The sequence below is a fragment of the Neotabrizicola paludis genome (genome assembly GCF_044142105.1).
Lineage (GTDB): Bacteria > Pseudomonadota > Alphaproteobacteria > Rhodobacterales > Rhodobacteraceae > Pseudogemmobacter.
In genome coordinates this window covers 12496-37742 of record NZ_JBGTYM010000007.1, presented here as the reverse complement: position 1 = coordinate 37742, position 25247 = coordinate 12496, and the positions used below count along the sequence as shown (strand labels likewise).

The 25247-nt window shown below is 64.9% G+C and carries 28 protein-coding genes and 1 tRNA gene; 16 read left to right on the top strand and 13 right to left on the bottom strand.

The window, feature by feature from the left end; translation table 11 throughout:
- Positions 1-3: 3 nt before the first annotated feature.
- Positions 4-876, bottom strand: a complete 873-nt coding sequence (locus tag ACED67_RS14845) for a LysR family transcriptional regulator (RefSeq protein WP_395542491.1) — start codon at positions 874-876, stop codon at positions 4-6.
- A gap of 100 nt (positions 877-976) precedes the next feature.
- Between ACED67_RS14845 and ACED67_RS14840 the strand changes: the two genes are divergently transcribed.
- A complete protein-coding gene (locus ACED67_RS14840) occupies positions 977-1120 on the top strand; it encodes a hypothetical protein (protein ID WP_395542490.1) in 144 nt (47 codons plus the stop codon).
- A gap of 14 nt (positions 1121-1134) precedes the next feature.
- Here the strand turns inward: ACED67_RS14840 and ACED67_RS14835 are convergent, their stop codons facing one another.
- On the bottom strand, positions 1135-1728 hold the full coding sequence (locus tag ACED67_RS14835; protein WP_395542489.1) for an HD domain-containing protein: 594 nt from the start codon (positions 1726-1728) through the stop codon (positions 1135-1137).
- Positions 1729-1896: 168 nt separating this feature from the next.
- Here ACED67_RS14835 and ACED67_RS14830 point away from each other — a divergent pair, with 168 nt between their 5' ends.
- From ACED67_RS14830 to ACED67_RS14815, 4 genes are all read left to right on the top strand, one after another.
- Positions 1897-2328, top strand: a complete 432-nt coding sequence (locus ACED67_RS14830) for a hypothetical protein (RefSeq protein WP_395542488.1) — start codon at positions 1897-1899, stop codon at positions 2326-2328.
- An 89-nt stretch (positions 2329-2417) separates the two neighbouring features.
- On the top strand, positions 2418-3815 hold the full coding sequence (ahcY, locus tag ACED67_RS14825) for an adenosylhomocysteinase (RefSeq protein ID WP_395542487.1): 1398 nt from the start codon (positions 2418-2420) through the stop codon (positions 3813-3815).
- A 160-nt stretch (positions 3816-3975) separates the two neighbouring features.
- Entirely contained in the window at positions 3976-4317 is a 342-nt protein-coding gene (locus ACED67_RS14820; RefSeq protein ID WP_395542486.1) for a DUF2853 family protein, read from the top strand.
- Between the two features lie 120 nt (positions 4318-4437).
- The gene (locus tag ACED67_RS14815) at positions 4438-5634 is read left to right on the top strand and encodes an MFS transporter (RefSeq protein WP_395542485.1); all 1197 of its coding nucleotides are present in this window, start codon (positions 4438-4440) and stop codon (positions 5632-5634) included.
- Positions 5635-5638: 4 nt separating this feature from the next.
- Here ACED67_RS14815 and cydB read toward each other — a convergent pair whose 3' ends face one another.
- Both cydB and ACED67_RS14805 read right to left on the bottom strand, forming a co-directional pair.
- On the bottom strand, positions 5639-6640 hold the full coding sequence (gene cydB, locus ACED67_RS14810) for a cytochrome d ubiquinol oxidase subunit II (protein WP_395542484.1): 1002 nt from the start codon (positions 6638-6640) through the stop codon (positions 5639-5641).
- The gene (locus tag ACED67_RS14805; RefSeq protein WP_395542483.1) at positions 6633-8033 is read right to left on the bottom strand and encodes a cytochrome ubiquinol oxidase subunit I; all 1401 of its coding nucleotides are present in this window, start codon (positions 8031-8033) and stop codon (positions 6633-6635) included. The genes cydB and ACED67_RS14805 overlap by 8 nt, the downstream gene beginning before the upstream one ends.
- 385 nt (positions 8034-8418) lie before the next feature.
- Here ACED67_RS14805 and pip point away from each other — a divergent pair, with 385 nt between their 5' ends.
- Complete coding sequence (gene pip, locus ACED67_RS14800) at positions 8419-9363, top strand: prolyl aminopeptidase (RefSeq protein WP_395542482.1); 945 nt, start codon at positions 8419-8421, stop codon at positions 9361-9363.
- 11 nt (positions 9364-9374) lie between these two features.
- On the opposite strand, the gene ACED67_RS14795 is transcribed toward pip, so the two are convergent.
- The 5 genes from ACED67_RS14795 to tsaD form a co-directional block, all read right to left on the bottom strand.
- Positions 9375-9770 carry a DUF1761 domain-containing protein gene (locus ACED67_RS14795; RefSeq protein WP_395542481.1) on the bottom strand — a complete coding sequence of 132 codons (396 nt, stop codon included), beginning with the start codon at positions 9768-9770 and terminating at the stop codon, positions 9375-9377.
- A gap of 136 nt (positions 9771-9906) precedes the next feature.
- Complete coding sequence (locus tag ACED67_RS14790; protein ID WP_395542688.1) at positions 9907-10326, bottom strand: EVE domain-containing protein; 420 nt, start codon at positions 10324-10326, stop codon at positions 9907-9909.
- Positions 10323-10595, bottom strand: a complete 273-nt coding sequence (locus ACED67_RS14785) for a YciI family protein (RefSeq protein ID WP_395542480.1) — start codon at positions 10593-10595, stop codon at positions 10323-10325. The genes ACED67_RS14790 and ACED67_RS14785 overlap by 4 nt, the downstream gene beginning before the upstream one ends.
- A gap of 3 nt (positions 10596-10598) precedes the next feature.
- On the bottom strand, positions 10599-11552 hold the full coding sequence (locus tag ACED67_RS14780; RefSeq protein ID WP_395542479.1) for an NAD(P)H-dependent glycerol-3-phosphate dehydrogenase: 954 nt from the start codon (positions 11550-11552) through the stop codon (positions 10599-10601).
- Entirely contained in the window at positions 11549-12631 is a 1083-nt protein-coding gene (gene tsaD, locus ACED67_RS14775; protein WP_395542478.1) for a tRNA (adenosine(37)-N6)-threonylcarbamoyltransferase complex transferase subunit TsaD, read from the bottom strand. The genes ACED67_RS14780 and tsaD overlap by 4 nt, the downstream gene beginning before the upstream one ends.
- An 81-nt stretch (positions 12632-12712) precedes the next feature.
- Between tsaD and ACED67_RS14770 the strand changes: the two genes are divergently transcribed.
- The 5 genes from ACED67_RS14770 to ACED67_RS14750 all read left to right on the top strand — a co-directional run bounded on the left by ACED67_RS14770 (position 12713) and on the right by ACED67_RS14750 (position 17536).
- Positions 12713-13417: a uroporphyrinogen-III synthase gene (locus tag ACED67_RS14770; protein ID WP_395542477.1), complete on the top strand. Its 705-nt coding sequence runs from the start codon at positions 12713-12715 to the stop codon at positions 13415-13417.
- A 51-nt stretch (positions 13418-13468) separates the two neighbouring features.
- The gene (locus ACED67_RS14765) at positions 13469-14593 is read left to right on the top strand and encodes a COG4223 family protein (RefSeq protein ID WP_395542476.1); all 1125 of its coding nucleotides are present in this window, start codon (positions 13469-13471) and stop codon (positions 14591-14593) included.
- Between the two features lie 10 nt (positions 14594-14603).
- The gene (locus tag ACED67_RS14760) at positions 14604-16124 is read left to right on the top strand and encodes a heme biosynthesis protein HemY (RefSeq protein ID WP_395542475.1); all 1521 of its coding nucleotides are present in this window, start codon (positions 14604-14606) and stop codon (positions 16122-16124) included.
- Between the two features lie 90 nt (positions 16125-16214).
- A tRNA-Thr gene (locus tag ACED67_RS14755) sits at positions 16215-16290 on the top strand.
- Positions 16291-16627: 337 nt separating this feature from the next.
- Positions 16628-17536, top strand: a complete 909-nt coding sequence (locus tag ACED67_RS14750) for an ABC transporter ATP-binding protein (protein ID WP_508436222.1) — start codon at positions 16628-16630, stop codon at positions 17534-17536.
- A 153-nt stretch (positions 17537-17689) separates the two neighbouring features.
- On the opposite strand, the gene ACED67_RS14745 is transcribed toward ACED67_RS14750, so the two are convergent.
- The 3 genes from ACED67_RS14745 to ACED67_RS14735 all read right to left on the bottom strand — a co-directional run bounded on the left by ACED67_RS14745 (position 17690) and on the right by ACED67_RS14735 (position 19815).
- Positions 17690-18388 carry a spermine/spermidine synthase domain-containing protein gene (locus ACED67_RS14745; RefSeq protein ID WP_395542474.1) on the bottom strand — a complete coding sequence of 233 codons (699 nt, stop codon included), beginning with the start codon at positions 18386-18388 and terminating at the stop codon, positions 17690-17692.
- Between the two features lie 170 nt (positions 18389-18558).
- Positions 18559-19311: a sulfite exporter TauE/SafE family protein gene (locus tag ACED67_RS14740; protein ID WP_395542473.1), complete on the bottom strand. Its 753-nt coding sequence runs from the start codon at positions 19309-19311 to the stop codon at positions 18559-18561.
- 48 nt (positions 19312-19359) lie between these two features.
- Entirely contained in the window at positions 19360-19815 is a 456-nt protein-coding gene (locus ACED67_RS14735) for a hypothetical protein (RefSeq protein ID WP_395542472.1), read from the bottom strand.
- Between the two features lie 535 nt (positions 19816-20350).
- Between ACED67_RS14735 and ACED67_RS14730 the strand changes: the two genes are divergently transcribed.
- From ACED67_RS14730 to rnk, 4 genes are all read left to right on the top strand, one after another.
- Complete coding sequence (locus tag ACED67_RS14730; protein WP_395542471.1) at positions 20351-20656, top strand: DUF1127 domain-containing protein; 306 nt, start codon at positions 20351-20353, stop codon at positions 20654-20656.
- 77 nt (positions 20657-20733) lie between these two features.
- Entirely contained in the window at positions 20734-20916 is a 183-nt protein-coding gene (locus tag ACED67_RS14725) for a hypothetical protein (RefSeq protein ID WP_395542470.1), read from the top strand.
- 173 nt (positions 20917-21089) lie between these two features.
- A complete protein-coding gene (locus ACED67_RS14720) occupies positions 21090-21548 on the top strand; it encodes a hypothetical protein (RefSeq protein WP_395542469.1) in 459 nt (152 codons plus the stop codon).
- 50 nt (positions 21549-21598) lie between these two features.
- The gene (rnk, locus tag ACED67_RS14715) at positions 21599-22018 is read left to right on the top strand and encodes a nucleoside diphosphate kinase regulator (RefSeq protein ID WP_395542468.1); all 420 of its coding nucleotides are present in this window, start codon (positions 21599-21601) and stop codon (positions 22016-22018) included.
- A gap of 135 nt (positions 22019-22153) precedes the next feature.
- Here the strand turns inward: rnk and ACED67_RS14710 are convergent, their stop codons facing one another.
- A complete protein-coding gene (locus ACED67_RS14710; RefSeq protein WP_395542467.1) occupies positions 22154-23218 on the bottom strand; it encodes an AraC-like ligand-binding domain-containing protein in 1065 nt (354 codons plus the stop codon).
- A gap of 210 nt (positions 23219-23428) precedes the next feature.
- Here ACED67_RS14710 and capB point away from each other — a divergent pair, with 210 nt between their 5' ends.
- A complete protein-coding gene (gene capB, locus ACED67_RS14705) occupies positions 23429-25177 on the top strand; it encodes a caprolactamase subunit beta (RefSeq protein WP_395542466.1) in 1749 nt (582 codons plus the stop codon).
- Positions 25178-25247: the final 70 nt, after the last annotated feature.

Sequence of the window (25247 nt, the reverse complement as noted above, 5' to 3'; positions counted from 1 at the left end):
AGTTCACGCCACCTGCGACAGCCATTTCGCGAACGCCCGGACCGCAGCTCTTTGCGGACCGGGCGGCGTCACCAGGAAGTAGGCTGGCAGACGATCCCGGCTGTCATGCAGCAAGACCAGCCGCCCCGCCCGCAGATCGTCTTCCAGCAGGGCCAGGCTTTCCATCACGATGCCCAGACCCTGACGCGCCGCCGCCAGCGACAGCGCTTCATCCGGGAATTCGGTGCGCTCCAGCTTGTCGGGGTTCAGGCCCAGAGCCCGCAGCGTGTTGTTTCGCTCGGGCCAGTCATTGGTCAGGATCCAGTCTTCCGCCTGCATTTCGGCAGCGCTCAACGCCTTGCGACCTGCCAAAAGCGCGGGCGCTGCCGCGACCGCCATCCGGGCCGAGGTCAAGAATTTTGACTCGACGCCGGGCCACTGGCCATTGCCATAGCGGATCGCCAGATCCATCCCGGCGCGGCGCAGATCCAGAACGCGCGGATCCGGGTTCAGCGACAGGCCGATCTCGGGGTGTCGCGCCCAGAAATCCTTGAGCCTTGGCATCAACCACTGCGTGGCGAATGTGGGTGTCAGGGTCAGCGTCACCGGCCGATCTGCCCCTCCACGCAGGGCCTCGAGGCCCGACTGGATCGTGCCGAACCCCTCATCCAAGGCGCGCGCGAGCATCGCCCCTTCGGCGGTCAGCGCCATGCCGCGCCCGGCGCGATGCACCAGCGCCACGCCCAGATGCGTCTCGAGCGCCCGCACCTGCTGCGCGACGGCGGCATGGGTCACGTTCAGCGCGCGCGCGGCGGCGCTGAGGCCCTGCATCTCGGCCACGGCCTGAAAGGCGCGCAGCGAGGTCAGCGGCGGAAGGCGGTTCCAAGCGATGGGCATATGTCAGTTCAACTTACAGTTTGAAAAGATTGCTGACTCGGAGATACAGCCGATTTCTGGCAGAAATATCGGCATCAAGCCAGTCAGAAGGAGAAAGGAAATGTTGAATATATTTGCCGATGCGCTGCTGATCGCGACGCGGATGGAGCCGCGCCATACCGATCATGGCCGTCGTCGGCCCGTTCCGGGCGAAGACCATGCCCGCCGCCGTCGCTGGTTCTCGCTGGCCGGTTTGCGCGCGTGAGAGGCCGCGCGCTTCTAGCAGGCGGCCAGCAACTGGGTGTGTCGCGACACAAACTCCGCCCGCACCGTTGCGGGCGGACGCAGCTGGATGGCCAGACCGCGCATCAGCGCCGTGTCAGGCCGGCCGAACAATTTATCTGATTCCGCTTCGGAGAAACCGGCGATCTGCCGCGCTTCCAGCCAGGCGCTGATCCGGTCCGCCGCCTTGATCTGCCGCTTGACTTCGCCGGGCAGAACGGCGGGAAGACCAAAGCGCAGATGCACCGCCGCCGTCAGCCTTTCATCCAGCGCGCCATAGGCCGGCCCGACCGCGGCCTTGACCGGGCTGATCATGTCGCCGATCACATATTCCGGCGCGTCATGCAGCAGGGCGGCCAGCCGCCAGCGCGGCGCGATGCCCGGATTGGCGCGGGCGAAGATCTCTTCCACCAGCAGGGAATGTTCGGCCACCGAATAGGGCCAGTCGCCCCGCGTCTGACCGTTCCAGCGCGCCACGAAGGCCAGGCCATGGGCGATATCCTCGACTTCGATATCGACCGGAGTGGGATCCAGAAGGTCCAGCCGCCGCCCCGATAGCATTCGCTGCCACGCCCGCGCCTGCCGCGCCATGATCCGCCCCTTTCGCCGTTTCTCCAGCGGATAGCGCAGGGCCTGCCGCGCTGTAAAGCGGGCCTTCCGGGCCGGAGATGGAACCTTCCTGCCGTCCTCGCGTTGATGACGTGAACGTCAAGGCGCAATCCGGCGCCTGCTCTGCAAGAAGATACGAGGTCCGCGCCCATGAACCCGATCCCCTTCCTTGCCCTTGGCCTGATCGCGTCCGGCTATGCCGCCTTTTCGTCGGATATTACCGCCCGCGTCGCGGCCGAGCCCGCCCAGATCGTCGCCTATCCCGCCTATGCCGGCACTGACCAACTTTCGATCTATGATATGCCGGGTGTGACGCCCGACGATGCCTTCGACCGCCCGGTCTGCCAGGACAGCGCGACCATGGTCGCATCGCTCGACCATGACTTCGCCGAGACGCTGGTCGATACCAGCCTTCAGGCCGATGGGCTGGTGATGGAGCTTTACGCCTCGACCCTGATGGGCACCTGGACGCTGGTGCACAAGGGCGATGACGGCATCTCCTGCGTCGTCACTTCGGGCATCGGCTGGACCGATACCGCCACGCCGGACCAGGTTCTCGAACAGTCGAATGTCGCGAGCTGACCCGTAGAAGTTGAAATCCGCCCGCGTTGCCGCCGTGATCTTATGATGCTATGGCCCTGCCAAAGCAGCAATCCCGGAGCAGCGGCACCATGGCCGATTATATCGTCAAAGACATTGCGCTGGCCAATTTCGGCCGCAAGGAACTGACCATCGCCGAGACCGAGATGCCGGGCCTGATGGCCTGCCGCGAGGAATTCGGCGCGTCGCAGCCGCTGAAAGGCGCGCGCATTGCCGGGTCGCTGCATATGACGATTCAGACCGGCGTGCTGATCGAGACGCTCAAGGCGCTGGGCGCCGATGTTCGCTGGGCCTCGTGCAACATCTTCTCGACCCAGGATCATGCGGCCGCCGCCATTGCCGAGGCGGGCACTCCGGTCTTCGCGATCAAGGGCGAAAGCCTTGAGGAATACTGGGACTATACCGACCGCATCTTCCAGTTCGGCGGCGCGGGCGGCACCTGCAACATGATCCTCGACGATGGCGGCGATGCCACGCTCTACATCCTGCTTGGCGCCCGCGTCGAAGCCGGCGAAACCGACCTGATCGCCGTGCCGACCAGCGACGAAGAGGTCTGCCTGTTCAACCAGATCAAAAAGCGTCTCGTCGCCTCGCCCGGCTGGTTCACCAAGCAACGCGTCGCGATCCAGGGCGTGTCGGAGGAAACCACCACCGGCGTCCATCGCCTGTATGATCTGCACAAGAAGGGCCTGCTGCCCTTCCCGGCGATCAACGTCAATGACTCGGTCACCAAATCGAAATTCGACAACAAATATGGCTGCAAGGAATCGCTGGTCGACGGCATTCGCCGCGCCACCGACACGATGATGGCGGGCAAGGTCGCCGTGGTTTGCGGCTATGGCGATGTCGGCAAGGGCTCGGCCGCCTCGCTCCGCGGCGCTGGTGCGCGGGTCAAGGTGACCGAGGTTGACCCGATCTGCGCCCTGCAAGCCGCAATGGACGGCTATGAGGTCACGCTTCTGGAAGACGAGGTCGCCAGCGCGGACATCTTCATCACCACCACCGGCAACAAGGATGTGATCCGTCTCGAGCATATGCGCGAGATGAAGAACATGGCGATCGTTGGCAATATCGGCCATTTCGACAATGAAATTCAGGTGGCCGCGCTCAGGAACCACAAATGGACCAATATCAAGGACCAGGTGGACATGATCGAGATGCCGTCGGGCAACCAGATCATCCTTCTGTCCGAGGGCCGGCTGCTGAACCTGGGCAACGCCACTGGCCACCCGTCCTTTGTCATGTCGGCTTCCTTCACCAATCAGGTGCTGGCGCAGATCGAGCTTTGGACCAAGGGCAAGGACTATGCGCCCGGCGTCTACATCCTGCCCAAGTCGCTGGATGAAAAGGTCGCCCGCCTGCATCTGAAGAAGATCGGCGTCAAGTTGACCGAGCTGAAGCCCGAACAAGCGGCCTATATCGGCGTCGCGGTCGACGGCCCGTTCAAGGCCGATCACTACCGCTACTGAACGCTACTGAACCGTCTTTCCTGACATTTCCGGGCGCCGCCGCAGCAAATCTGCGGCGGCGCTCGATTTTTTCCCCATTGCCTGACAGGTTCGATGGCCTAGACTTTGCCCCTCTCCTGCAGCGCAGGAGCGTAGGATTCATCACAGGAACGAGGGCAAAATGGGCAAGCGGGACGAGCTGATCGCGAAATATGCCGAGGATCTGAAGACCAAGTGCAATATGGTGCCGGACATGGCGCTGCTCACCAAGGTGACCATCGGCTGTGGCCCGGCCATCTATGACAATGACGCCCAGACCGTCGCGGCCAGCGACAAGGACGAGCTGGAACGCATCAAGGCGAATTTCCTGATCAAGAAGCTTGGCCTCAAGGATGGGCCGGCCCTTATGGAAGGCATCCTGGCCGCCGTGGAAACCTATGGCAAATCCGAGCGCAACAAGTATCGCGCACCCTTCTATTACATGCTGGTCAAGCATTTCGGCAAAGAGTCGGTCTACGCCTGAACGGCGCGCGCGTCTGCGACCCCTGCGCTGCCACCATAACCGACCTGCAAAGGCGAATGGGTGATTGAACTTTCCGGGGCGGCGCGGCATGGTCCGCGCCGTCAGTCCTTGCGAAATGCCATGACCTCTCAGCCTCAACCTGCCGCCGCTGTCGAATCGACGGTTGTCCCGATCATCTTTGCGGTCGCCACGGGTCATTTCCTGAATGACCTGATGCAGTCGCTGATCCCGGCCTCTTATCCTTTGTTGAAGTCCAGCCTCGGGCTGACCTTCACCGAGATCGGCCTGATCACCTTTGTCTTCCAGGGCACGGCCTCGATCCTGCAACCGCTGGTCGGCCTTTATACTGACCGCCGCCCCATGCCCTATGCCCTGGCTGCCGGCATGGCCTCGACTGGGGTCGGGCTGGTGCTGCTGGCCCATGCGACCACGCTGGCGATGATCCTGATCGCGGTGGCACTGATCGGGCTTGGCTCCTCGATCTTCCATCCCGAGGCGTCGCGCATCGCCCGGCTTGCGGCCGGGATGCGCCCCGGTTTCGCGCAATCGGTGTTTCAGGTCGGCGGCAATGCAGGCACGGCCTTGGGCCCGCTGGCGGCGGGCTGGATCGTGCTGGAACGCGGCCAGATTTCCATCGAATGGTTCGCGGGAGTGGCGATGGTCGGGATGATCGTGCTGACGCTGGTCGGTCGCTGGTATGTGACGACGGGCGCAGCCCGCGCTCTGGCGCGCAAGTCACGCGCGCGTACGGGCAATACGCTCGGGGCTGCCGTCGTGCGCTTCGGCATGTTCATCCTGATCGTCCTGATGCTGTCGAAATTCCTCTATTCCGTCAGCTTCTCGAACTATTACGCCTTCTATTTGATCGAGCGTTTCGACCTGACCGAACAGCAGGCGCTCAACTGCCTGTTCATCTTCCTGGCCGCAGTCGCCGCCGGCACGATCATCGGCGGCCCGATCGGCGACCGCATCGGACGGCGCCGGGTGATCCTGTGGTCGATCCTGGGCATCCTGCCGCTGACCATCGCGCTGCCCTGGCTGCCGCTGATCCCCAATGTCATCGTCGCCGCGGTGGCGGGAATGATGCTGGCATCGGCCTTTCCCGCCATGGTCGTTTATGCCCAGGATCTGATGCCGCAGCATACCGGCATGGTGGCCGGGCTTCTCTTCGGCCTGGCGTTCGGGATCGCCGCCTTTGGCGCGGCGGGGTTGGGCATGCTGGCCGATCAATGGGGAATCGTGACCGTCTACCAGATTTGCGCTTTCCTTCCCTTGCTGGGCCTCTTCGCCTTCCTGCTGCCCGAGGTCCGGCACTGATCCCTTAGTGATAGCCGTCTTCCGGCCCGATCTTGCCGCGAAAGACCCAATAGGACCATGAGGTGTAGGCCAGGATCACCGGCACCAGGACAGCCGCGCCCACCAGCAGGAAGCGCAGTGAGGCTTCAGGTGCGGCAGCATCGGCGATGCTCAGGCTTGGTGGCACGATATTGGGGTAAAAGCTGACCCCAAGCCCCACATAGCACAGCACGAAGATCGCGACCGTCGCCAGGAAGGGCCGCCGGTCGTCCTGGTCGCGCAGGCCGCGCCACAACTGCCACCCGGCCAGCGCCATCAGCAGGGGCATGACCGCGCTCCAGATGCCCGAAGGCCAGCCGAACCAGCGCGCGAGATATTCCGGCCGCAGGAAAGGCGTGGCCAGGCTGACGGCCCCGATCAGCGCCAGCATCGCCAGGGTCAAGGGCCGCGCGAAGCGCCGCGCGCGGGCCTGTGTCTCGCCGCCGGTCTTCCAGATCAGCCAGCCCGCGCCCAGAAGCGCATAGCCCACCAGCAGCGCCAGCGCGGTCAGCGCCGAAAAGGGGGTCAGCCAGTCCCAGGGGCCGCCGGCATAGGCGCGCCCCTCGACGGCGATCCCCTGCACCAATGCCCCCAGCGCCATGCCCTGCGCCAGCGCGGCGACAACCGATCCGCCAAAGAAGCCCGCCTCCCAGAAGCCTTTGCGGCGTGCGCTGCGATGGATGAACTCGAAGGCCACGCCGCGAAACACCAGACCCAGCAGCATGGCAATGATCAGCGGATACAGCGCCGGCATCACCACCGCATAGGCCAGCGGAAAGACGGCAAACAGCCCGCCGCCGCCCAGCACCAGCCAGGTCTCGTTGCCATCCCAGACCGGGGCGATCGTGTTCATCGCCAGATGCCGCTCCTGCCGGTCCTTCAACACCGGAAACAGGATGCCGATCCCCAGATCAAACCCGTCCAGCACCACATAGGCCAGAACTGCGAAGGCGATGATCGCCGCCCATATTTCCGCGAGATCAGTCATTCCGTCCCTCCCCGGCCACCGGCCCCGGTGCCGCAGTCCGCGTGGGTCCGATCTCCTCGGTCTCGATCCGATCGCGGGGGCGAAGCGACATCAGGCGCAAGACATACAGCGTGCCCACCCCGAAGACGACGAAATACACCAGAACGAACGCCACGAGCGAGGCCCCCACCGCCCCCGCCTGCAGGGGCGAGGCGCTGTCCGCCGTGCGCAGCAGGCCATAGACGGTAAAGGGCTGGCGCCCGACCTCGGTGGTGATCCAGCCGCACAGCACTGCCAGAAAGCCCGAAGGCGCCATCGCCACCGCGGCCAGATGCAGCCAGCGCGCGGTATAGAGCCGTTTGCGGAACCGCGCCCAGGCCGCCCAAAGCCCGATCCCCAGCATGGCGAAGCCCACCGCCACCATGATGCGGAAGGTCCAGAAGATCAGCGCCGATTTCGGCCGGTCTTCCGGCGGGAAATCCTTCAGCCCCTTCAGGGGCGCATCCAGGCTATGCGTCAGGATCAACGAGCCGAGAGAGGGGATTTCCACCTTCCAGCGCGTCACTTCGGCCTGGTCATCGGGCAGGCCGAACAGGATCAGCGGTGCGCCGCCCTGCGGAAAGCCTTCGAAATGCCCCTCCATCGCGGCGATTTTGGCGGGCTGGTGTTCCAGTGTGTTCAAGCCATGTGCATCACCCGCCACGATCTGCAGGGGCGTCACCGCAAGCGCCATCCACATCGCCATCGAGAACATGATTGCGGCGCCGCGGCTGTCGGGGCTGCGGATCAGGTGCCAAGCGCCGACGCCGCCCACCATGAATGCCGTCGTCAGATAGGCCGCCAGTACCATATGGACCAGGCGATAGGGAAAGGACGGGTTGAAGACCACTGCCCACCAGTCTTCGGGCACGAATTGGCCCGCCGCGTTCACCCCATGGCCCGTCGGTGTCTGCATCCAGCTGTTCACGCTCAGGATCCAGAAGGCGGAAAACAGCGTGCCGATGGCCACGATTGCCGTGGCCGCCATATGCACCCCTTCGCCCACCCTTTGGCGCCCGAACAGCATCACGCCCAGGAACCCGGCCTCAAGGAAAAAGGCCGACAGCACCTCATAGCCCATCAAGGGTCCGATGATCGGCCCCGCCTTGTCGGAAAAGACAGACCAATTGGTGCCGAACTGATAGGACATCACGATCCCCGACACGACGCCCATGCCGAAGACGACGGCGAAGATGGTCTTCCAATAGTCGAAAAGCCGCAGATAGACCGGGTCGCCCTTCCACAGCCACAGCGCATTCAGCACGGCCAGAAAACTGGCCAAACCGATGGTGAAGGCCGGAAAGATGATATGGGCCGAGATGGTGAAGGCAAATTGGAACCGGGCCAGATCAAGGGCGGAAAAGGTCTCGAACATGGCTTGATTTGCCTCCTGTCCTGTCCGCGTTGGGTGCGGCCCTCTTGGTGCCAAGCAAGCGCCCTTTGACGGTCCGGGTCAACCCGCTGCACCTGCGGCATCTCCGCCCCTCCGCGGCGGCGCCGAAAAATCAGCTCAAATTCTACGGGCGTCGGCTTTGCCAGAACCGGCCCGTTCCGCTATTCATGCTGGCAAGGCAGGGCAGAACGGCCCGGAACCCTTTTCAGATCATGCGCGGTGCTAGGGGAGCGTATGGGGTGGATGGAGGGTTCCGCAGGGGTGTGGAGCCCTCCATTCGTTTTTTCTCCCGACATCTCGTCTCTGGCCACCCCTTGCCGGGCGCACCGGGCTCATGCAGCATCGGGCCGTCAGAGAAAGGCCCGCCATGACGCTCCGCGACCTCTATCCCCTCACCGAACCCTATGCCACTGGCATGCTTGAGGTTGGCGACGGCCACGCCGTCTATTACGAGCGCGTTGGCACCCCCGGCGCCACGCCCGCCGTCTTTCTGCATGGCGGGCCCGGCGGCGGGATCGAGCCGAACCATCGCCGCTTCTTCGACCCTGCCCGCTACGATGTTCTGCTGTTCGACCAGCGCGGCTGCGGCCGGTCCACACCCCATGCTGGGCTTGAGGCGAACACCACCTGGCACCTGGTCGCCGATATCGAACGGCTGCGTGCCCTGGCTGGGGTCGACAAATGGCTGGTCTTCGGCGGATCCTGGGGGTCGACGCTGGCCTTGGCCTATGCCGAAACCCATCCGCAACGGGTCAGCGCACTGATCGTGCGGGGCATCTACACCGTCACCCGGGCCGAGATCGACTGGTATTACCGCTTCGGCGTCTCCGAGATGTTTCCCGATGCCTGGGAGGATTTCCTGGCCCCGATCCCCCCCGATGAGCATGACGACCTGATCGCCGCCTATCGCAAACGCCTGACCTCGGACGATCGGGCCACCCGCCAGACCGCGGCCCGCGCCTGGTCGGTCTGGGAAGGCAGCACCATCACGCTTTTACCGCAACCCCAGCTCGTCGAGCAATTCGGGCAGGATCGCTTTGCCGAGGCCTTCGCCCGGCTGGAGAATCACTATTTCTACCACGACTGCTGGCTAGAACCGGGTCAGTTGCTGCGGGACGCATCGCGCCTGCGCGGTATCCCCGGTGCCATCGTCCATGGCCGCTATGACATGCCCTGTCCGGCCCGCACCGCCTTTGATCTGCACAAAGCCTGGCCAGAGGCGAGCTTTCATCTGATCGACGGGGCTGGCCACTCCGCCATGGAGCCCGGCATCCGCGACCAGTTGATCCGCGCCACTGACCGCTTCGCCTGACAGGCGGCCCCTTAGAACAGATTCAGCACTGCGCCCATCACCGCGCAGCCCACCACGCTGTTGACCCCGTCGATCAGGGTCAGCGCCGGTTTGCGCATGGCAAAGGCATAGTTCATCGCGACCCAGGGCGTGATCAGGAATGCGCCGATCCCGGCCCCGGCCACCAGTCCGCCGCCCAGCGAGGCGACCCCCGCCATGGCGAAGATGTGCCTCATCATTCCGGCGACCAGCACCATGGCGACAAAGCCCACCACAAAGGGCATCGGGCTGCCATTGCCCTGCGGCCGACCCCTGTCATCGACCGGAATCCCTGCCGCCGCGATCCAGGCCTTCGACATCGACATGTACCACACCGCGCCAAAGGCAAAGGCCGCGAGCGCCGCAGCCAGAACGTTCAGAAGTTCCATGTTCTCCTCCGCGAGATGATGATCACAGCCATCATGCACCGGCGCAGGGCTTCGGGGAATCCTTAAGAATTTCTGAATGCCGCAGGGTCAAGCCCTTGAAAATACACGGCAGGACAGTCTGTCCCACCGTGGGACATCACGGCTCCACCCCGCCCATGCGGCACAGGATCGCCCATTCTTCGGGGCTGACGGGCTGCACCGACAGCCGGGTGTTGTTGACCAGGACCATCTTTTCCAGCCCCGGCGTCACCTTGCATTCATCCAGCGTGATCGCCCGGCCGAAGGGTTTGACCGCCTTGATCCAGACGCAGTCCCAGCGCGGGTCGTCGGTCGTGCTGTCCGGGCTGCTTTCCCGGCAGACCTCGACGATGCCCACGATCTCCTTGCCCACATTGGAGTGGTAGAAGAAGCCCCGGTCGCCGATCTTCATGGCCCGCATGTTGTTGCGGGCCTGATAGTTGCGGACGCCATGCCATTCCTCGCCCTCGTCCCCCTTGGCGACCTGGTGGTCCCAGCCCCAGACATCGGGTTCGGATTTGAACAGCCAGAAGTTCATCCAATCACCTTTTTCCATTCGCGGATCTCGACGCTTTGGAACAGCCCCGCTTTGGCATAGGGATCGCCCGCCGCCCAGTCCTGTGCGGCCTTGAGATCGGCCACGTCCAGCACCAGAAGCGAGCCGTTCATCCCGCCTTCGGCATCCAGGAACGGTCCCGCCATCTCGACCACGCCGGTTTCTTTCAGATAGGCCAGATGCGCCTCGCGATTGGCCTTGCGGACCTCAAGATGTCCCGCCTTGTCGCTACAGATCACTGCCACGCGCATGTCTTACTCCTGTTTCAATGGGCGGGACATCAGCGCCGTCACAGCCTCGCCCACGCCAATTTCCGCTTCTACCAGCCGCGCCACCATGGCCGCGACCGGAACCTCGATCTTCTTCGCTGCCGCCAGCCGCACCGCTGCTCGCGCGGTCGCCACGCCCTCGACCGTCGCCGCCACCGGCACCCGGCCCGCGCCAAGTGCCGCGCCATGGGCAAAGTTGCGTGATTGCGGCGAGGTGCAGGTCAGGATCAGATCGCCCAGACCCGACAGGCCCGCCAGCGTTTCGGGCCTTGCTCCCATCGCCTCGGCCAGCCGCGCCATCTCGGCATAGCCGCGCGTCACCAGCGCCGCCCGGGCGCTTTCGCCAAGACCTGCCCCCGCCACCACGCCTGCCGCGATGGCGATCACATTCTTCAGGGCCCCACCCAACTCGGCGCCGATCACATCCTCGGTCCGGTAGAGCCGCAGCGCGGCCGTCGAGAGCGCATGTTGCAGCGCCTTGCCCTGTGGTCCGGCGCAGGCCAGCGTCAGCGCCGTGGGCAGGCCGCGCGCGATATCGGCGGCAAAGCTTGGCCCGGTCAGCACCGCCACCGCGCCCCTGGCCCCCGCCGCCTGCATCACCTCGGCCGGGCCGACCAGGGTTTCCAAGTCTATCCCCTTGCAGCAGGCGACCAGATCGCTTGCCAGCAAATCTCGGCCCTCGGCCGCCAGAAACCCGCGCAGCGCTTGCATCGGCATTGCCAAAAGGATCGGCCCGCTTTCCGCCAGCGCAGAGACGTTCTCCGCCACTTCAACCGCCTCGGGCAGCCGGACCCCGGGCAGGCGCAGGCTCTCGCGCCGCGCCGCAAGCCCGGCCTCGCGGCCCCAAAGCCGAACGGTCGTGCCATCGCGCGCCAGCGCCACGGCCAGCGCCACACCGAAGGCGCCGGCTCCGGCCACACCGATCGCGGCGCCCGTCATGCCTTCGCCCCCCGCTTGCCGCTGCCCAGCATCGGGGCCGCCGCCTGATCCAGCGGCCAACGTGATCGCGCCGACAGATCCATTCCGTCCCGACCGCCCGCCAGGAAACGCTCGATACCCGCCCAGGCGATCATCGCGCCATTGTCGGTGCAAAACCTCAGCGGAGGGGCAAGGAATTGCGCCCCTGCCGCAGCCGCAACAGTCTCTAATCTGGCCCGAAGCAGGCTGTTCGCCGCCACGCCGCCCGCCACGGCCAATACGGGTGCCGGAAATGCAACCAGCGCCCTGCGGGTCTTTTCCGCCAGCACATCGGCCACCGCCGCCTGGAAGCCAGCGCAAAGATCGGCGCGGTCCTGCAAGGTCAGTCCGCCTCTTTCGGCGATCACCTCGTCGCGGGCCCGCAAGACCGCCGTTTTCAGCCCGCTGAACGACAGATCACAGCCCTCGCGGTCCAAGAGCGGCCTTGGAAAGCGGAAGCGTTTCGCATCACCCGCATTGGCTGCCGCCTCGACCTGGGGCCCACCGGGCTGCGGCAGGGCCAGAAGCTTGGCCACCTTGTCAAAGGCCTCGCCCGGTGCATCGTCGATCGTGCTGCCCAGGCGGCGGAAGGTTTCGGGTCCCTCGACCCTAAGAAACTGGCAATGGCCGCCCGAAACCAGCAGCATCAGATAGGGATAGGCGATGCCATCGGTCAGCCGCGGCGTCAGCGCATGGCCCGCCAGGTGGTTCACCCCGACCAGCGGCAGGCCGGTCGCCGCCGACAGGCCCTTTGCCAGCATCACGCCCGACAGCACGCCGCCGATCAACCCTGGCCCTGCCGTCACAGCGATTCCATCCAGATCGGCCAACGCCACATGGGCCGAGGCCAGCGCCGCTTCGACCGCAAGATCCAGCTTTTCGGCATGGGCGCGGGCGGCGATTTCCGGCACCACGCCGCCAAAACCGGCATGGAGCGCCTCTTGCCCTTCGACCACCGAGGCCAGAACCTCGCCGCGGCCGCCGCTCGAAAGCCGCACCACAGCTGCGGCGGTATCGTCGCAGCTCGATTCGATGCCAAGGAAGGTCAGCGTCTTGCCCATGGTCCCGCTTGTGGCCCGCTTCTCCTCGCAGGTAACATTGCCCCCATGTCAGGACAATGCGCAAATCCCGCCGGGGTCCCGGTGCTGATCACAAGACCCGCCGCGCAGGCTGCCCGCTTTGCCGTGCAGCTGGGCGCGGAATGCCCGCAGGCCCGCCCAATTCTTGCTCCGATGATGGAGGTGGAATACCTGCCCGTGGCCTTGCCGCAAGGCCCTTGGCAGGCGTTGATCCTGACCTCGGAAACCGGGGCCGAGGTGGCAGGGAAACTTGCGAAAAAGTCTCTATCCCTGCCAAACCTTGCCCTTTGCGTCGGTGACCGCACCGCGCGGATGGCGGCGCGGGCGGGGTTTGATACGCTTTCTGCGCAGGGGGCCGCCGAAGATCTTCTGGCGCTGATCCTGTCGCGTCCCGAGCGCGACTTTCTCTGGCTGCATGGCGAGGACATTGCGTTCGACTTCCCCGCCGCGCTGGCGGCCAATGGGCGCCGCTGCAACGGGGTGCCCGTCTATCGCCAGCGCGCCCTGCCGCTTCCGCCGCAGGCGCTGGCGGCACTCTCCAGCCCCGGCCCGCTGATCCTGCCGGTCTTCTCGCCCCGTTCAGCGCGTCTTCTTGCCGCTGTGCTGCCGCCGGATGCCGCTGCCGATCTGCTTCCTGTGGCAATCAGCCCCAGGGCGCTGGCTTGTCTGCCGGAATCGCTGCAATCACGCGGAAGTGTCGCCGCTGCGCCCGAGGCCGTGGCAATGATCCGCGCGATTGTCGGAACCATCGCCGCCCTCGCGCCTTGATGCTCTGCGCCCCAAGGGATTAGGTTGAGGGTGGACCTGCGGAACCTGCGAATGACCAGCCAAGACCCAAGCCAAGACCCGGGCGTGCCCGATCTCGAAGCCCCTCTGCCCGCGCCGGTGCTTTCGGAGCCTGCGGTCGAGCGTGCCTCGCCCAAACCCGAAATCAGGCCCGACGCGCCGCTGCCGCCGCCCTCAAAGCCCCGCAACGGCACGGGCTTTGCCGGCGCGGTGCTTGGTGGTGGGATGATGCTTGCCCTGGGTTTTGGGGTTTCGCATTTTGACCTTCTTGGCTTGCGCCCGGCGCCTGACGATTCGGCCCTGCGCGCGCTTGAGGCGCAGACCGACAAGCTGGCTCAGGGCCTCTCCACCCTCACGGGCGATACCGACCGCAGGATCCAGACGCTGGCCACCCAGATCGCCGAGACGCCGGTCGGCGACCCGGCCGCGCTGAGCGATCTGACCGACCGTCTGGCCAAGCTGGAAGCCGAGATGGCGGGCCTGTCCAGCCTGCCCGCCGATGGCGCGCTGAGCCCGGCCCAACTTGCCACCCTGTCCTCGAGCGTCGAGAGCCTGCGCAGCCAGATCGCCGGTCTGAAAGCCGGCCTCGATGATCCCTCCGTGCGCGCGATCGTGGGCGAGGAATTGGCCGCTTGGGAAAAATCCGCCAGCGACAGGCTAAGGGCTGAGACCACCGCCGCCGAGGAAGCTGCCGCCCGCGCCACCGCCCTGTCCGAGTTGCAACAGGCCGCTGCCACCGGCGCGTCCTTTGCGCCTGCGCTGCCTGCCTTGGGTGCTGATGTGCCGGAAATCGTCTCGAAATATGCCGAATCCGGTCTGCCGCCGCTGAACACCGGCTTTGCCGAGGGCGCCCGTCGCGCGCTTGAAACCGCTTTGCGCCTTGCGCCGGGGCAGGGCATCGGCGACCGTTTCCTTTCCTTCCTCAAGATCCAGACCGGCGCGCGGTCGTTGACCCCACAAGAGGGCGGCGATCCCGACGCCATCCTGTCGCGGGCCGAGGCGGCGGTGGCGCAGGGCGATGCGCAAAAGGCGCTGGACGAGGTCGCGGCCCTGCCGCCCGAAGCCCAGTCCGAGTTGGCCGATTGGCAGGCCCTTGCCAGGGACCACATCACTTTCCAGGCAGCGCTCGCCGCGCTGTCTCAAGCCGCCAACCCGTAAGGAGAGCGCGTTGCTCTGGTCGTTGACAAAGGTCGTCTTCTTTCTGCTCGCCATCGCGGCCCTGGCTGTTCTGGCCTCTTTCGTCTCGGACAGCGGCCAGCAGCTGCGGATCTGGGTCGGCGGAATGGAATTCACGCTGGGGCCGTTGCAGAGCCTGATCGCCGCTTTGATCCTGATCCTGGTGATCTGGCTGACGATCCGCCTGATCGCCTTCACCTTCGCGGTCTTCCGCTTCCTGAATGGCGATGAAACCGCGATCAGCCGCTATTTCGACCGCAACCGCGAACGCCGCGGCTATGCCGCCCTGTCCGAAGGCATGGTGGCGCTGGCCTCGGGCGAGGCGACCCTGGCCCTGGCCCGCGCCCGCACCGCCGAGCGGCTTTTGGGCAAGCCGGAACTGACCACGCTTCTCACCGCCCAGGCGGCCGAGGCGGCGGGCGATGGCAAGACCGCGCTGGCCGCCTATAAGGCGCTTCTGGCCAATGAAGGCACGCGTTTTGTCGCCGTGCGCGGGCTTCTGCGCCAGAAGCTGGCGGAGGGCGATACCGGCACGGCGCTGAAACTGGCCGAACGGGCCTTCGCGCTCAAGCCGCGCCATGGCGAGACGCAGGATATCCTGCTGAAGCTTCAGGCTGGCAATTCCGACTGGAAAGGCGCGCGCAACACGCTTTCGGAAAAACTGCGGACCGGTGAACTGCCGCGCAGTGTCTATCGTCGGCGTGATGCGCTTCTGGCGCTGAAAGAGGCCCAGGTCGTGCTGGACGAAGGCAGCAGCCTTGAGGCCCGAGAAGCTGCCATCGAGGCCAACAAGCTGTCGCCCGACCTGATCCCCGCCGCGGTGATCGCCGCGCGGGCCTTGGTCGACAAGGGGGACCGCAAGGGCGCGACACGCGTGCTGAAAAAAGCCTGGGAGGCGCAACCGCACCCTGATCTCGCTGCCGCCTTTGCCGCCATCGAACCCGAGGAAAGCCCGCTGGCGCGCATCAAGCGGTTCAAAGCGCTGTTTGGCGCCCGCGCCCAAGACGAGGAATCCCGGCTGACCGAGGCCGAGTTGCAGATTGCCGCCGAAGATTTCGCCGCTGCCCGCAAGGCGCTCGGCAGTCTCGCGGAAGATCACCCGACGCAGCGCTCGCTGGCGCTTCTTGCCGCCATCGAACGGGGGCAGGGGGCCGAGGATGCCAAGGTCCGGGCGATCCTGACACGGGCGCTGGCCGCCTCGCGCGGGCCGCAATGGTGCTGCGACAAATGCCAGTCGGTGCAGGAAGACTGGCAGCCGATCTGCCCGGTCTGCGACGGCTTCGACACGCTGAGCTGGCGCGAGCCACCGGCCCAGGTGCAGGCCCGTCCGGCCTCGGAGATGGTGCTGAAACCCCTTCTGGCCGAGCCCGAGCCGCCCCAGTCCGACGAGGTCGAGCTTGCCGATCCGCCCGAGGACCCGTCAGTGATGGAGGAGCCGGAAGCGACCCCGCCTCCGTCCGAACCGGAAGCGCCAATCCTGCCGCCCGACGAGATTCTCCGCCGCGCAAATTAGGGCTACACAGTCCGCCGGGTGGGTGCTAATAGCCTGCCCGGACAGACGCCTGACCGCCCTTGCGGGCCAAAGGCGCCGGTCGAGAAGGATGCCGGTGTAGCTCAGCTGGTAGAGCACGTCATTCGTAATGATGGGGTCGGGGGTTCGAGTCCCTTCACCGGCACCACCAGCCCCTCGAGATGAAGCGGCTGGTGGTGCGCACCTTCTTACCGCCTCCGAGTGGCAGCAGCTTTTAAAGTCTATCCACAAGTCGGGCCGTGACGTGGTCGCGCATGGCTTCTTCTGCGCCGGACAAATCCTGAAGGCGGCGGGGTTCGCCAACCCGTTGCGCCCATGCCCATCCGGAATGCGCCACGGTCATGCTCAGCTTGACCCGGTGTTGCCCGGGCGTGAGGTGCGATGCCTGCCCTGGGCAGAACTTGATTTCGCGGAAAGGACCCCAGCATGACCCAGGATCTCGTGCAGGTCGAGAACCTGATAAAGCACTTCCCCATCCGGGGGGCGTGCTGAACCGGGTCGTGAACCACGTCAAGGCGGTTGGGGGGGTATCCTTCAAGATCCGCAAGGGCGAGGTGCTGGGTCTGGTCGGCGAAAGCGGCTGGGGCCGGATGACGGTCGGGCGGCTGATGCTGCGGCTGGAAGAGGCGACCTCGGGCGCGGTGCGGTTTGACGGCACCGACATCATGTCCCCGTCGCGTGACCAGATGCGCCGTCAGCGCAAGCGGATGCTGATCATCTTTCAGGACCCCTATGCCAGCCTGAACCCGCGTGAAAAGATCCGCTCGACCCTGCGCCACGCCTTGAACCCGCATCAGATCGGCGATCCGGCCTCGCGTGAGGACCGTTGTGTCGAACTCTTGGAACAGGTCGGCCTGTCGGCGGATTATCTGGACCGCTTCCCGCGTGAGTTTTCTGGCGGCCAGCGCCAGCGGATCGGTATCGCGCGGGCGTTGGCGGTGAACCCGGATTTCCTGGTGGCCGACGAGCCGGTCTCGGCACTGGACGTGTCGATCCAGGCGCAGGTCATCAACCTGCTGGATGACCTGATGGACAGCTTCAACCTGGCCATGCTGTTCATCGCCCACGATCTGGCGGTGGTCGAACATATCTGCGACCGCGTGGTGGTGATGTATCTGGGCCGGATCATGGAGATCGCGCCGTCGGCCGATCTGTATTCCGGTCCGAACCATCCCTATACGGAGGCGCTCTTGTCTGCCGTGCCGATCCCCAAGCCCGGCCACAAGCGCAAGCGCGTCATTCTGACGGGGGACATTCCCAGCCCGATCAATCCGCCCTCCGGCTGTGTCTTCCGCACCCGCTGTCCGCGGGCCGTTGCGGAATGCGCGGCCAGCGTGCCGCAGCTCAAGGAGATCGGTCCCGGCCGGTTCGCCGCCTGTCACCTGACGACGTGATACATCCTGTGTTCGGAGACTAACCTGTCGGTCGTCGGAACCGGGGGCCGTTCCGGGCGACGCGACCTCGCGCTCGGTCGGTGCCTTCCCGATCGGGCGCCGCTAGCGACGTCCGATCGGTTGCAAGCGCGTTATCACCTGAATCGCAAGGTTTCAGGCGGCCTTGCGTTGCCCAAGCGCGGCGGCGCTGTGGCTGCAACTGTACATGTAATGCATCGCGTCGACGCGGCCCGGAATCAGCGGGATGTCGTCCCTCTGCCAGAACCATGGCTGGGCCGACAACCTGCGCTCGAAGGCCTGCGACGCCGTGGCGGACCAGAAGGCAGCCACCCCCTTGGGGCCGAGCGATCTGGCCACCGCACCCAGACCGCAATCCTGATACAGGCCGTTGTTCGCCGCGCGGACCAGGAAATCCGGCCCGTTATCGGTATCCAGCAGGATCAGGTCATAGTCGATGTCGACGCTTGCCAGATGTGCCTGCACATCGCAGATCAGCAGGCTGGTCCGGGGATCGTCCAGCGCATGGTCGGCCAGATGCGCCAGCGGGCCCCGGTTCCATTCCGCGACTTCCGGGATCAGCTCGCAGACTGTCACCTCGGCATCGGGCGCGGCAAGATCAAGCACGGCGCGCAGCGTGAATCCAAGGCCAAGACCGCCGATCAGAATGCGGCGCGCGTCAAAGTTCATCCGGCGCATGGACCGCAGCGCAAGCTGGTCTTCGGATTGATGGTTCAGGTTCGACATCAGCTCGATGCCATTGTAGCGGATCTCGAACAGCGCGCCGCGCTGGCGCAAAAGAATGTCGTCTCCCGCCGCCGTCCCGGCGCGGGCGAGGGTGGTCCAGGTGGTCATGTCTTGTCCTGTGATGAAAGAGACCCCTCGCAGGCGTGCGGGGGCGATCAAGGGTTCATCGGTTTCCGGGGTTGCCCTTCGCCTCAGGCGGTCAGGCAACCCTCAGACATTGTTTGAACTGAACCCGGACAAGAGGGGGAAGACGGCCGAAATGTTGAAAAGCAAAGCCATCAGCCCGGACCGACCAGCCGCCAGAAGAAGATCGCGCTCATCCCGAAGCCCACGGTCGCGATCACCCCCCGGACCACAGGTTTCGGCAGAGCGCGCGCCAGGGGGGCACCGGCATAGCCGCCCGCCGTCGCGGCCAGCATCATGACCACGGCCTGCGGCCAGGCCACCAGCCCTGCGGCGGCAAACACCGCCACCGAGATGGCCGATAGCAGAAAGCTCAACCCCGATTTCAGGGCGTTCATGCGGTCGAGGTTGGTCATGCCCCACAGCGAGAACAGCGCCAGGAGGATGATCCCAAGCCCGCCGTTGAAGTAGCCGCCGTAAAGCGCCACCGCGAACAGGCCCAGAGCGCCCTCGGGCGATACATCCCGCGCCCTTGCTGCGGCCCATCGCCGGACCCGGTCCCCGAACAGAAACGCCAGGGTTGCAGCCAGAAGCAGGAAGGGCACCACGATGGCGAAGGCCTCGTTCGAAGACACCAGCAACAAGCTTGACCCGACCAGGCCGCCGGCCAGGGTGATCAATGCCAGCCGCAGCAGCCGCCGCTTGTCAAAATCGGCCAGCTCTTGCCGAAATCCCAGCGCGCCGCCCAGATAGCCCGGAAAGACGGCGACCGTGCTGGTGGCATTGGCCATCACGGGCGGCATTCCGGTAAAGACCAGCGCTGGAAAGGTCAGGAAGGTTCCCCCGCCTGCAACCGTATTCAGCACGCCCGCGCCAAAGGCGGCGGCGATCAAGACCAGAAACTCCATCACGACAGTCTTCCCTTCGCGTAAATTCAAAAACGCCCGGACACGGCTTCAGGTTGGGGGCACCGTATCGACGATGACAAGGGACTTGACCGAACCGTCTTCGCACAGAAGCGGCGCGCGCTGGCCGATGCGCATGCCGATAAGCGTGGCCCCGAGCAGGGACGAGACCGGAATGATGCCTGCTTGCTGCGATCCGGGTCTTGCCTGATGCAGCAGCACGCCAGATGTGACTTGGCCGCCGCCCGCCGTATATGAAACCTGGCTGCCGCCGACCACGACATCCCGCTCGACCAGTCCTTGCGACGGCTCGGTATGCACGATCTTGTTGCGCAGAACATAGGCCAGCAAAGTCCAGGACCTGTCCCGGTCCCGCTCGCAGTTTTCCAGGTGTTCCAGAAGATGGGCATAGTCCGATGCAGGCAGGGCTGTCTCGACGCGCCGCCTTGTTCTGGCGCCCGGGGCAGGTTGCAAGGCAGTGGCTTGGTTGGTGCTGTAGCTGGCCATGACGTCTCCTCGGACGGCGTGTCGTCGCACGATTTGCGGGAATGCGAGGAGGCCCCGGGAGGTTCAGTCGGCGCGCCTGCGCCTAGACCGCCCGGGGATGCAGGCGGTTCAGCAGATGAAACCGGCAGTGGTTTTCATGTGATACCATGCGGGCAGGCTAGGGAGCGGCTATTGGCAAGTCAACCGCGCAGCCGGTGGATGCCGCGGACCGAACGGATATGTTGCGCGGATGCGACCCCATCGGCGCATTTGCGCCCAGGCCATGACAGTTTGCTGCGCCGACGGATTGAAAGCGACAGGGCAAAGGGCCATGTTCAGGCCATGACGTTGTTCAGTGTCCATATGAGGTGCCTGCGCTTTGCAGGCAACCTGCTGAATCGCCGGTAGCCCCGGGCGGCACAAGCCTGTGCGCTTGCCGACGCCTCGGGGTTTTCCAATCCGACCTCTCTGAACGATCAGAACAAGGCCGGGGTCCTTAGGGGCCAGCCGCTGCGCGTTCAGAGGAATTCAGCAGTTTTCCGAATTGGAGAAAGCAATGTCTCTCAGCCTCAAACCCCAATCCCGGCAGAGCGCGATCATCGCGCCCGCAAAGGCGCCGTGGCTGCGTCTCATCCAGCGATGCTGGAACCACGCCGTCCGGCGCTGGAAAAGGCGAAAGATGATCGCCGCCCTGGCCGGGTTGGATGACCGGGCGCTTCAGGATATCGGCCTGTGGCGCGGCGGAATCGAGGATTTTGTCGACAGCCTCAGCTGCGCAGAACTGAGGATGGCGCCGATTGCGCGCCAAGCCGCACCAGAACCGCAGCCCGCCTCTTGTGCCGATCTGCGCCGCGCCGCCTAGGGCGCGCCTTCAAGTTACGCTGCGTGACCGGCAAGGGGGCAGCGCGACACCATCGATTTGACCCGAGGAATGCCGCCATGATGCTGTGCGACGCAGATTTCGAAGACCTGTTTCCCGACCTGTTCGGCCCCGCCGCGCCCGGGCCGGATCTGCCGCCTGCGCCGCACGCGGACCAAGGCAAGGCTGTGCCTCTCGGCAAGCTCCACCAGCCGGCCCCGGCGACGAGGCTGGACGCCAAAAACCAGCGCCTCGGGCGATGATTTTCAGGACGATGAAATGACCATGCTTCCAACCCTCTTCCGGGTTCATGCGCAAACCCGCCCCTTGCCCGGGGCGGGCTGAAAACGCGTCAGCGTTGCGGCGGCTCCGGGTCCCTCACCTCCACCCCAATCATCTGCGAGAGCATGGCGGCCGCACCGCCTGAGGAACAAATATGTCGATGCCCGGACAGCAGCGCGTTGCCTGCGATTCAATCGGTTTTGCCCTTCTTTGCCAGCACGCCGTCAGCAGTGTGCTGACGAAAACCGACCGTCGGGCCCTGGTCGATCACATTCGCCGGGCCGAGATGGTCGGAGCTGGCGCCCTTGCGATGGCCGCAAGATTGCTGGGACTCAAGCTGCTGTATGCGTCCGTACTGGACGATGGCAAAATCGACACCAAATGCGCAGCCGGCGGCTCGCGCGTCATCTATGCCATCGATGAGAGGGCGCCACAGTCGGGTCGACTGTTCCACTATGACGAATTTGCCGTCGAAGACTGCGGCATCCATGTCGGGTCGCTGCTGGGTGCGACATTGATCGGCATGAAGGCGGGCACACATGGTCCGCTTCTTCAGCCGGACGGAACTTGTCGCCGCGTGCACCTGATCAGCGTTGGTTCCCGCTACGCCTAACCCCGGATCTGCGGGGCTCCCTTTTCCTGACAATCAAGAAAGAAGTGAATATGACGACCACCCCCCTCTCCATCTCGGCACGGCTGCCGAAGATCCATCTCGACAAGTCGCTTGTCGGCCGCCTCGAGGCTCTGGCCGCTTCCGTGATGCGGCGCTCGCCAGATGTTGGCGAGCGTTTGATCGACGAGATCGCACGCGCCAAGCTCGTCGCGCCAGACAAGATGCGCGGGGATGTCGTGACGATCGGCAGCGAAGTCACCTATCGCGATCTCGGGATGGCCCGCTTGCATACCGTCACTGTGGTCTATCCAGAAGACGCGGATATCGACCAGGGCCGAATCTCGGTCCTCACTCCGGTCGGTGTGGCTCTGCTCGGCCTTTCTCCGGGGGCGACGATCTTCTGGAATACGCGCGAGGACGAGAAGCGGCATCTTGAGGTTCTGGCGGTCAAGCCGCCAGGTACGGAATGAGCCACCCTGCCGATGCCGATCCTTGCCGCGATCGGCATCGCCGTCTGCCATCGCCATGGCGGGCGAGCTTTCCGGGCTGAAAACCAGGCGCGGGAGCCCGAGCCACCTCTGGCGCGGCCCGGCATCACGTCTCAGTCAGGAGCCCGCATTTGCGGCAGAGCCGTGCTTGCGCCACTCGGAGGGGGCCTGATCGAACTTGGCCTTGAACAGCCGCGAGAACTGCGCCTGATCGCAGAACCCGAACCGATAGGCGATTTCGGCCATCGAAAGTGTCGGTGACGAAGCGATCAGGTCTCTTGCCGCAATCAGGCGTTCGTCCCGGATGAATTGCGACACCGTCTGGTTCGTATCGCCGAAAAGTTCATGCAGGTAGCGCTTGGATATGCCGCAGGCCTCGGCCACGAAATCGGGCGAAAGCGAGGGGCTCGACAGGTTCTTGCGGATGACATGCTCGGCGCGTCTCAGATGGCCCGAGCGCACCGATGTGCGCACGTGATGATCGTCGCCCACCGATGCATCCAGGGCCAGGGCCAGCACTTCGACCATCTGTCGGCCCAGAACCTCCGAGGCCCGATCCGCGCAGGGAGGCAGCGAATGAAGCTGGTGCATCATCGAGGTGAAGAGAGCGGGCAGTCCGCTGCGCGCATCGATCGTGCGGGCGCAGAGCCTGTCGGGGTCGCGCACCTTCTCGGCGAGCGACCGCTTGTTTATCTTCAGCACGCTCAACTCGTTGGCCGCATCATATGAAAAGCGGTACGGCTCGTCGCCGCGCTCCAGAATGAAGCCGCCCGGGTCGCAGCGCACTTCGCGCTCCATCTGCTTGAACTCGACCGGGCTAAGGCGCGGGACGGTGATCAGATACTCTTCTTCGCTTGTATGCGAGATATGCGTGGGCCGCCGCTCGTATTGCAGCGGTTCGGTCGCAAGCCGCGAGAGCGATACGCTTCCCATCTGCCGCCGCTCCAGCGTTCCGGCGAAGGCGGACGGATCGCGGAAGGTAAGTTGAAGGGGAAAGTAGGTATCGGCAATCACCCGGCTCCAGTGCGCAGAGCGCTGGTTTGGCAGGATCTGCGCGGTGCTATGTGCAACGACCTCCATGCGCCCTCTCCCCAAAGCGCTGATCGGGAATCGGTAGGCTCGAAAGCGCAGGGGATCAAGCCTTATCGTATCTTTGGGGCGCGGCTGTGCGCCCAGCGTCAAGCCAAGCTGCGCTGACAGACAAAAGCTGCGCCCGACCTTCCCCCAGATGCAAAAGATCATGCTCTGGGCTGCAAGAAACCGGCGGCGATTTCGGCCAGTCTTTTTCAATGACGAGAGGCTGGAAAACAGCCCGGCCGCGAGAGGGGGAGGGAAACACGACGGTCATCCCGACTGCGCGCCGAGCGGTTTTCCCATCCGGGGAGGATAGGCATGACCAAACGCAACGTGGACCCGATCACACTGTCGGTGGTGAGAGGGGTGCTGGAGACCACCCAGCGCGAGATGACGCTGACGCTGGAACAGACGGCGCGGTCGTCTGTCTTCAATCTGGCGCACGACTATTCGACCGCGCTGTTCAACCATACGCCCGAGATGATCCTGCAAGGACAGGATATCCCGATCCATCTGGGCAGCCTGATCCCGGCGATGAAATCGGTCGCGGGGTATTTCGAAGGCGACATTCACGAAGGCGATCTGATCCTTCACAACGATCCGGCCTATGGCGGCAGCCACATCATCGACACCTGCATGTATATGCCGGTGTTCTATGAGGGCGAGCTGGTGTTCTGGACGGTCTGCAAGGGCCACCTGACCGATATCGGCGGTCCGGTTCCGGCGGGCTACAACCCGAATGCCACCGAGATCTTTGCCGAGGGGCTGCGCATCCCGCCGGTGAAACTGTGGGATCGCGGCCATCCGCGCAAGGACGTGATGAATCTGCTCCTGACCAACATGCGCGCCCGCCGCGACCAGGAGGGCGATTTCAACGCCCTGATCGGGGCCTGCCAGGTGGGCGCGCGCAATCTGATCAACTTGATGAAGAAATACGGGAAGGACGTGGTGCAGGACTGCATCGCCGAACTTCTGGACATGGCCGAAGCGCATATGCGCCAGCTGATCTCCGAAGTGCCGGACGGCACCTATAGCGGCACCGCGATTCTGGAAGATGCGGGCCATGGCTATGGCGATTTCGAAATCACGGCAACTGTCACGATCAAGGGCGACGGCTGCCATATTGCCATCCAGTCGCCGCCCCAGATCCCCTATTTCATCAACAGCTATGAGGGGAACAGCCATTCCGGCGTCTATCTGGGCCTGATGATGTTCGCCCAATTGCCGCCGCCCTATAACGAGGGCCTGTATCGCTGCGTCAGCACCGACATGGGACCGAAGGGCACCCTGTGCAACGCCAAGTCTCCGGCGCCGCACATGAACTGCACCACGACGCCGATGGAAACGCTGACCGACGCCGTGCGCCTGGCCTTCGAACAGGCGGCGCCGCACAAGGTCTCGGCCAGCTGGGGCCATGCCAATGGCTGCAACATCGCCGGCTGGGACAAGCGGCATGACGAGGAATATGTGACGATGGTCCTGGCCTCGATCATCTCGGGGGCAGGGGCGACGGCGCAGGCCGATGGCTGGCACGCGGTGGGCCCTGAATGCTGTTTCGGCGCGCTGACCAGCGGCGATATCGAGATGCTGGAACACAGCTATCCGATCATCATCCACCGCTATGGCCTGATGGAAGACAGCGGCGGTGCGGGCAAGAACAGGGGCGGCTCCGGCACCTGCTGGGAAGTCGAGCCGCTGGACAGCCCGATGACGCTGATCACCTTCGGCGAAGGGCGGCGCATCCCGGCGATGGGCGCGGCGGGCGCGAAATCGGCCCTGGTCGACAAGAAGGTGGGGCGGCTTGAGATCACCCGCAACGGCCAGACCCAGATCGTCACCGACAATGTGATCGAGACGATCCAGCCCGGCGAACGCGCGGCCAACAAGAATCCGGGCGGCGGCGGATACGGCAATCCCTTCGAACGCGACGTGCAGAAGGTGGTCGAGGATGTGCGCAACGGACTGGTCAGCCTTGACGGTGCCCGGCTGGACTATGGCGTGGTCATCACCGATCGCGACAGCCTGACCGTGGATCAGGCCGCCACCGCGAAGCTGCGCGCCGCCTGACCTTTCGCACCTGCATTTGTCTCTGACTCACCCGGCATCCGGTTGCGGGGGCGTTGGCCTCCGCCCGATC

Bases quoted from the DNA above. Each gene is read 5' to 3' on its own strand.
- ACED67_RS14765 (WP_395542476.1), top strand. From the start codon at position 13,469: ATGACCAGCCAAGACCCAAGCCAAGACCCGGGCGTGCCCGATCTCGAA.
- ACED67_RS14720 (WP_395542469.1), top strand. From the start codon at position 21,090: ATGTCGATGCCCGGACAGCAGCGCGTTGCCTGCGATTCAATCGGTTTT.
- tsaD (WP_395542478.1), bottom strand. From the start codon at position 12,631: ATGGGCAAGACGCTGACCTTCCTTGGCATCGAATCGAGCTGCGACGAT.
- ACED67_RS14730 (WP_395542471.1), top strand. From the start codon at position 20,351: ATGTCTCTCAGCCTCAAACCCCAATCCCGGCAGAGCGCGATCATCGCG.
- ACED67_RS14830 (WP_395542488.1), top strand. From the start codon at position 1,897: ATGAACCCGATCCCCTTCCTTGCCCTTGGCCTGATCGCGTCCGGCTAT.
- ACED67_RS14820 (WP_395542486.1), top strand. From the start codon at position 3,976: ATGGGCAAGCGGGACGAGCTGATCGCGAAATATGCCGAGGATCTGAAG.
- ACED67_RS14740 (WP_395542473.1), bottom strand. From the start codon at position 19,311: ATGGAGTTTCTGGTCTTGATCGCCGCCGCCTTTGGCGCGGGCGTGCTG.
- ACED67_RS14795 (WP_395542481.1), bottom strand. From the start codon at position 9,770: ATGGAACTTCTGAACGTTCTGGCTGCGGCGCTCGCGGCCTTTGCCTTT.
- cydB (WP_395542484.1), bottom strand. From the start codon at position 6,640: ATGACTGATCTCGCGGAAATATGGGCGGCGATCATCGCCTTCGCAGTT.
- rnk (WP_395542468.1), top strand. From the start codon at position 21,599: ATGACGACCACCCCCCTCTCCATCTCGGCACGGCTGCCGAAGATCCAT.
- ACED67_RS14835 (WP_395542489.1), bottom strand. From the start codon at position 1,728: ATGGCGCGGCAGGCGCGGGCGTGGCAGCGAATGCTATCGGGGCGGCGG.
- ACED67_RS14725 (WP_395542470.1), top strand. From the start codon at position 20,734: ATGATGCTGTGCGACGCAGATTTCGAAGACCTGTTTCCCGACCTGTTC.
- ACED67_RS14840 (WP_395542490.1), top strand. From the start codon at position 977: ATGTTGAATATATTTGCCGATGCGCTGCTGATCGCGACGCGGATGGAG.
- ACED67_RS14805 (WP_395542483.1), bottom strand. From the start codon at position 8,033: ATGTTCGAGACCTTTTCCGCCCTTGATCTGGCCCGGTTCCAATTTGCC.
- ACED67_RS14815 (WP_395542485.1), top strand. From the start codon at position 4,438: ATGACCTCTCAGCCTCAACCTGCCGCCGCTGTCGAATCGACGGTTGTC.
- ACED67_RS14735 (WP_395542472.1), bottom strand. From the start codon at position 19,815: ATGGCCAGCTACAGCACCAACCAAGCCACTGCCTTGCAACCTGCCCCG.
- ACED67_RS14845 (WP_395542491.1), bottom strand. From the start codon at position 876: ATGCCCATCGCTTGGAACCGCCTTCCGCCGCTGACCTCGCTGCGCGCC.
- pip (WP_395542482.1), top strand. From the start codon at position 8,419: ATGACGCTCCGCGACCTCTATCCCCTCACCGAACCCTATGCCACTGGC.
- ACED67_RS14780 (WP_395542479.1), bottom strand. From the start codon at position 11,552: ATGACGGGCGCCGCGATCGGTGTGGCCGGAGCCGGCGCCTTCGGTGTG.
- capB (WP_395542466.1), top strand. From the start codon at position 23,429: ATGACCAAACGCAACGTGGACCCGATCACACTGTCGGTGGTGAGAGGG.
- ACED67_RS14790 (WP_395542688.1), bottom strand. From the start codon at position 10,326: ATGAACTTCTGGCTGTTCAAATCCGAACCCGATGTCTGGGGCTGGGAC.
- ahcY (WP_395542487.1), top strand. From the start codon at position 2,418: ATGGCCGATTATATCGTCAAAGACATTGCGCTGGCCAATTTCGGCCGC.
- ACED67_RS14785 (WP_395542480.1), bottom strand. From the start codon at position 10,595: ATGCGCGTGGCAGTGATCTGTAGCGACAAGGCGGGACATCTTGAGGTC.
- ACED67_RS14745 (WP_395542474.1), bottom strand. From the start codon at position 18,388: ATGACCACCTGGACCACCCTCGCCCGCGCCGGGACGGCGGCGGGAGAC.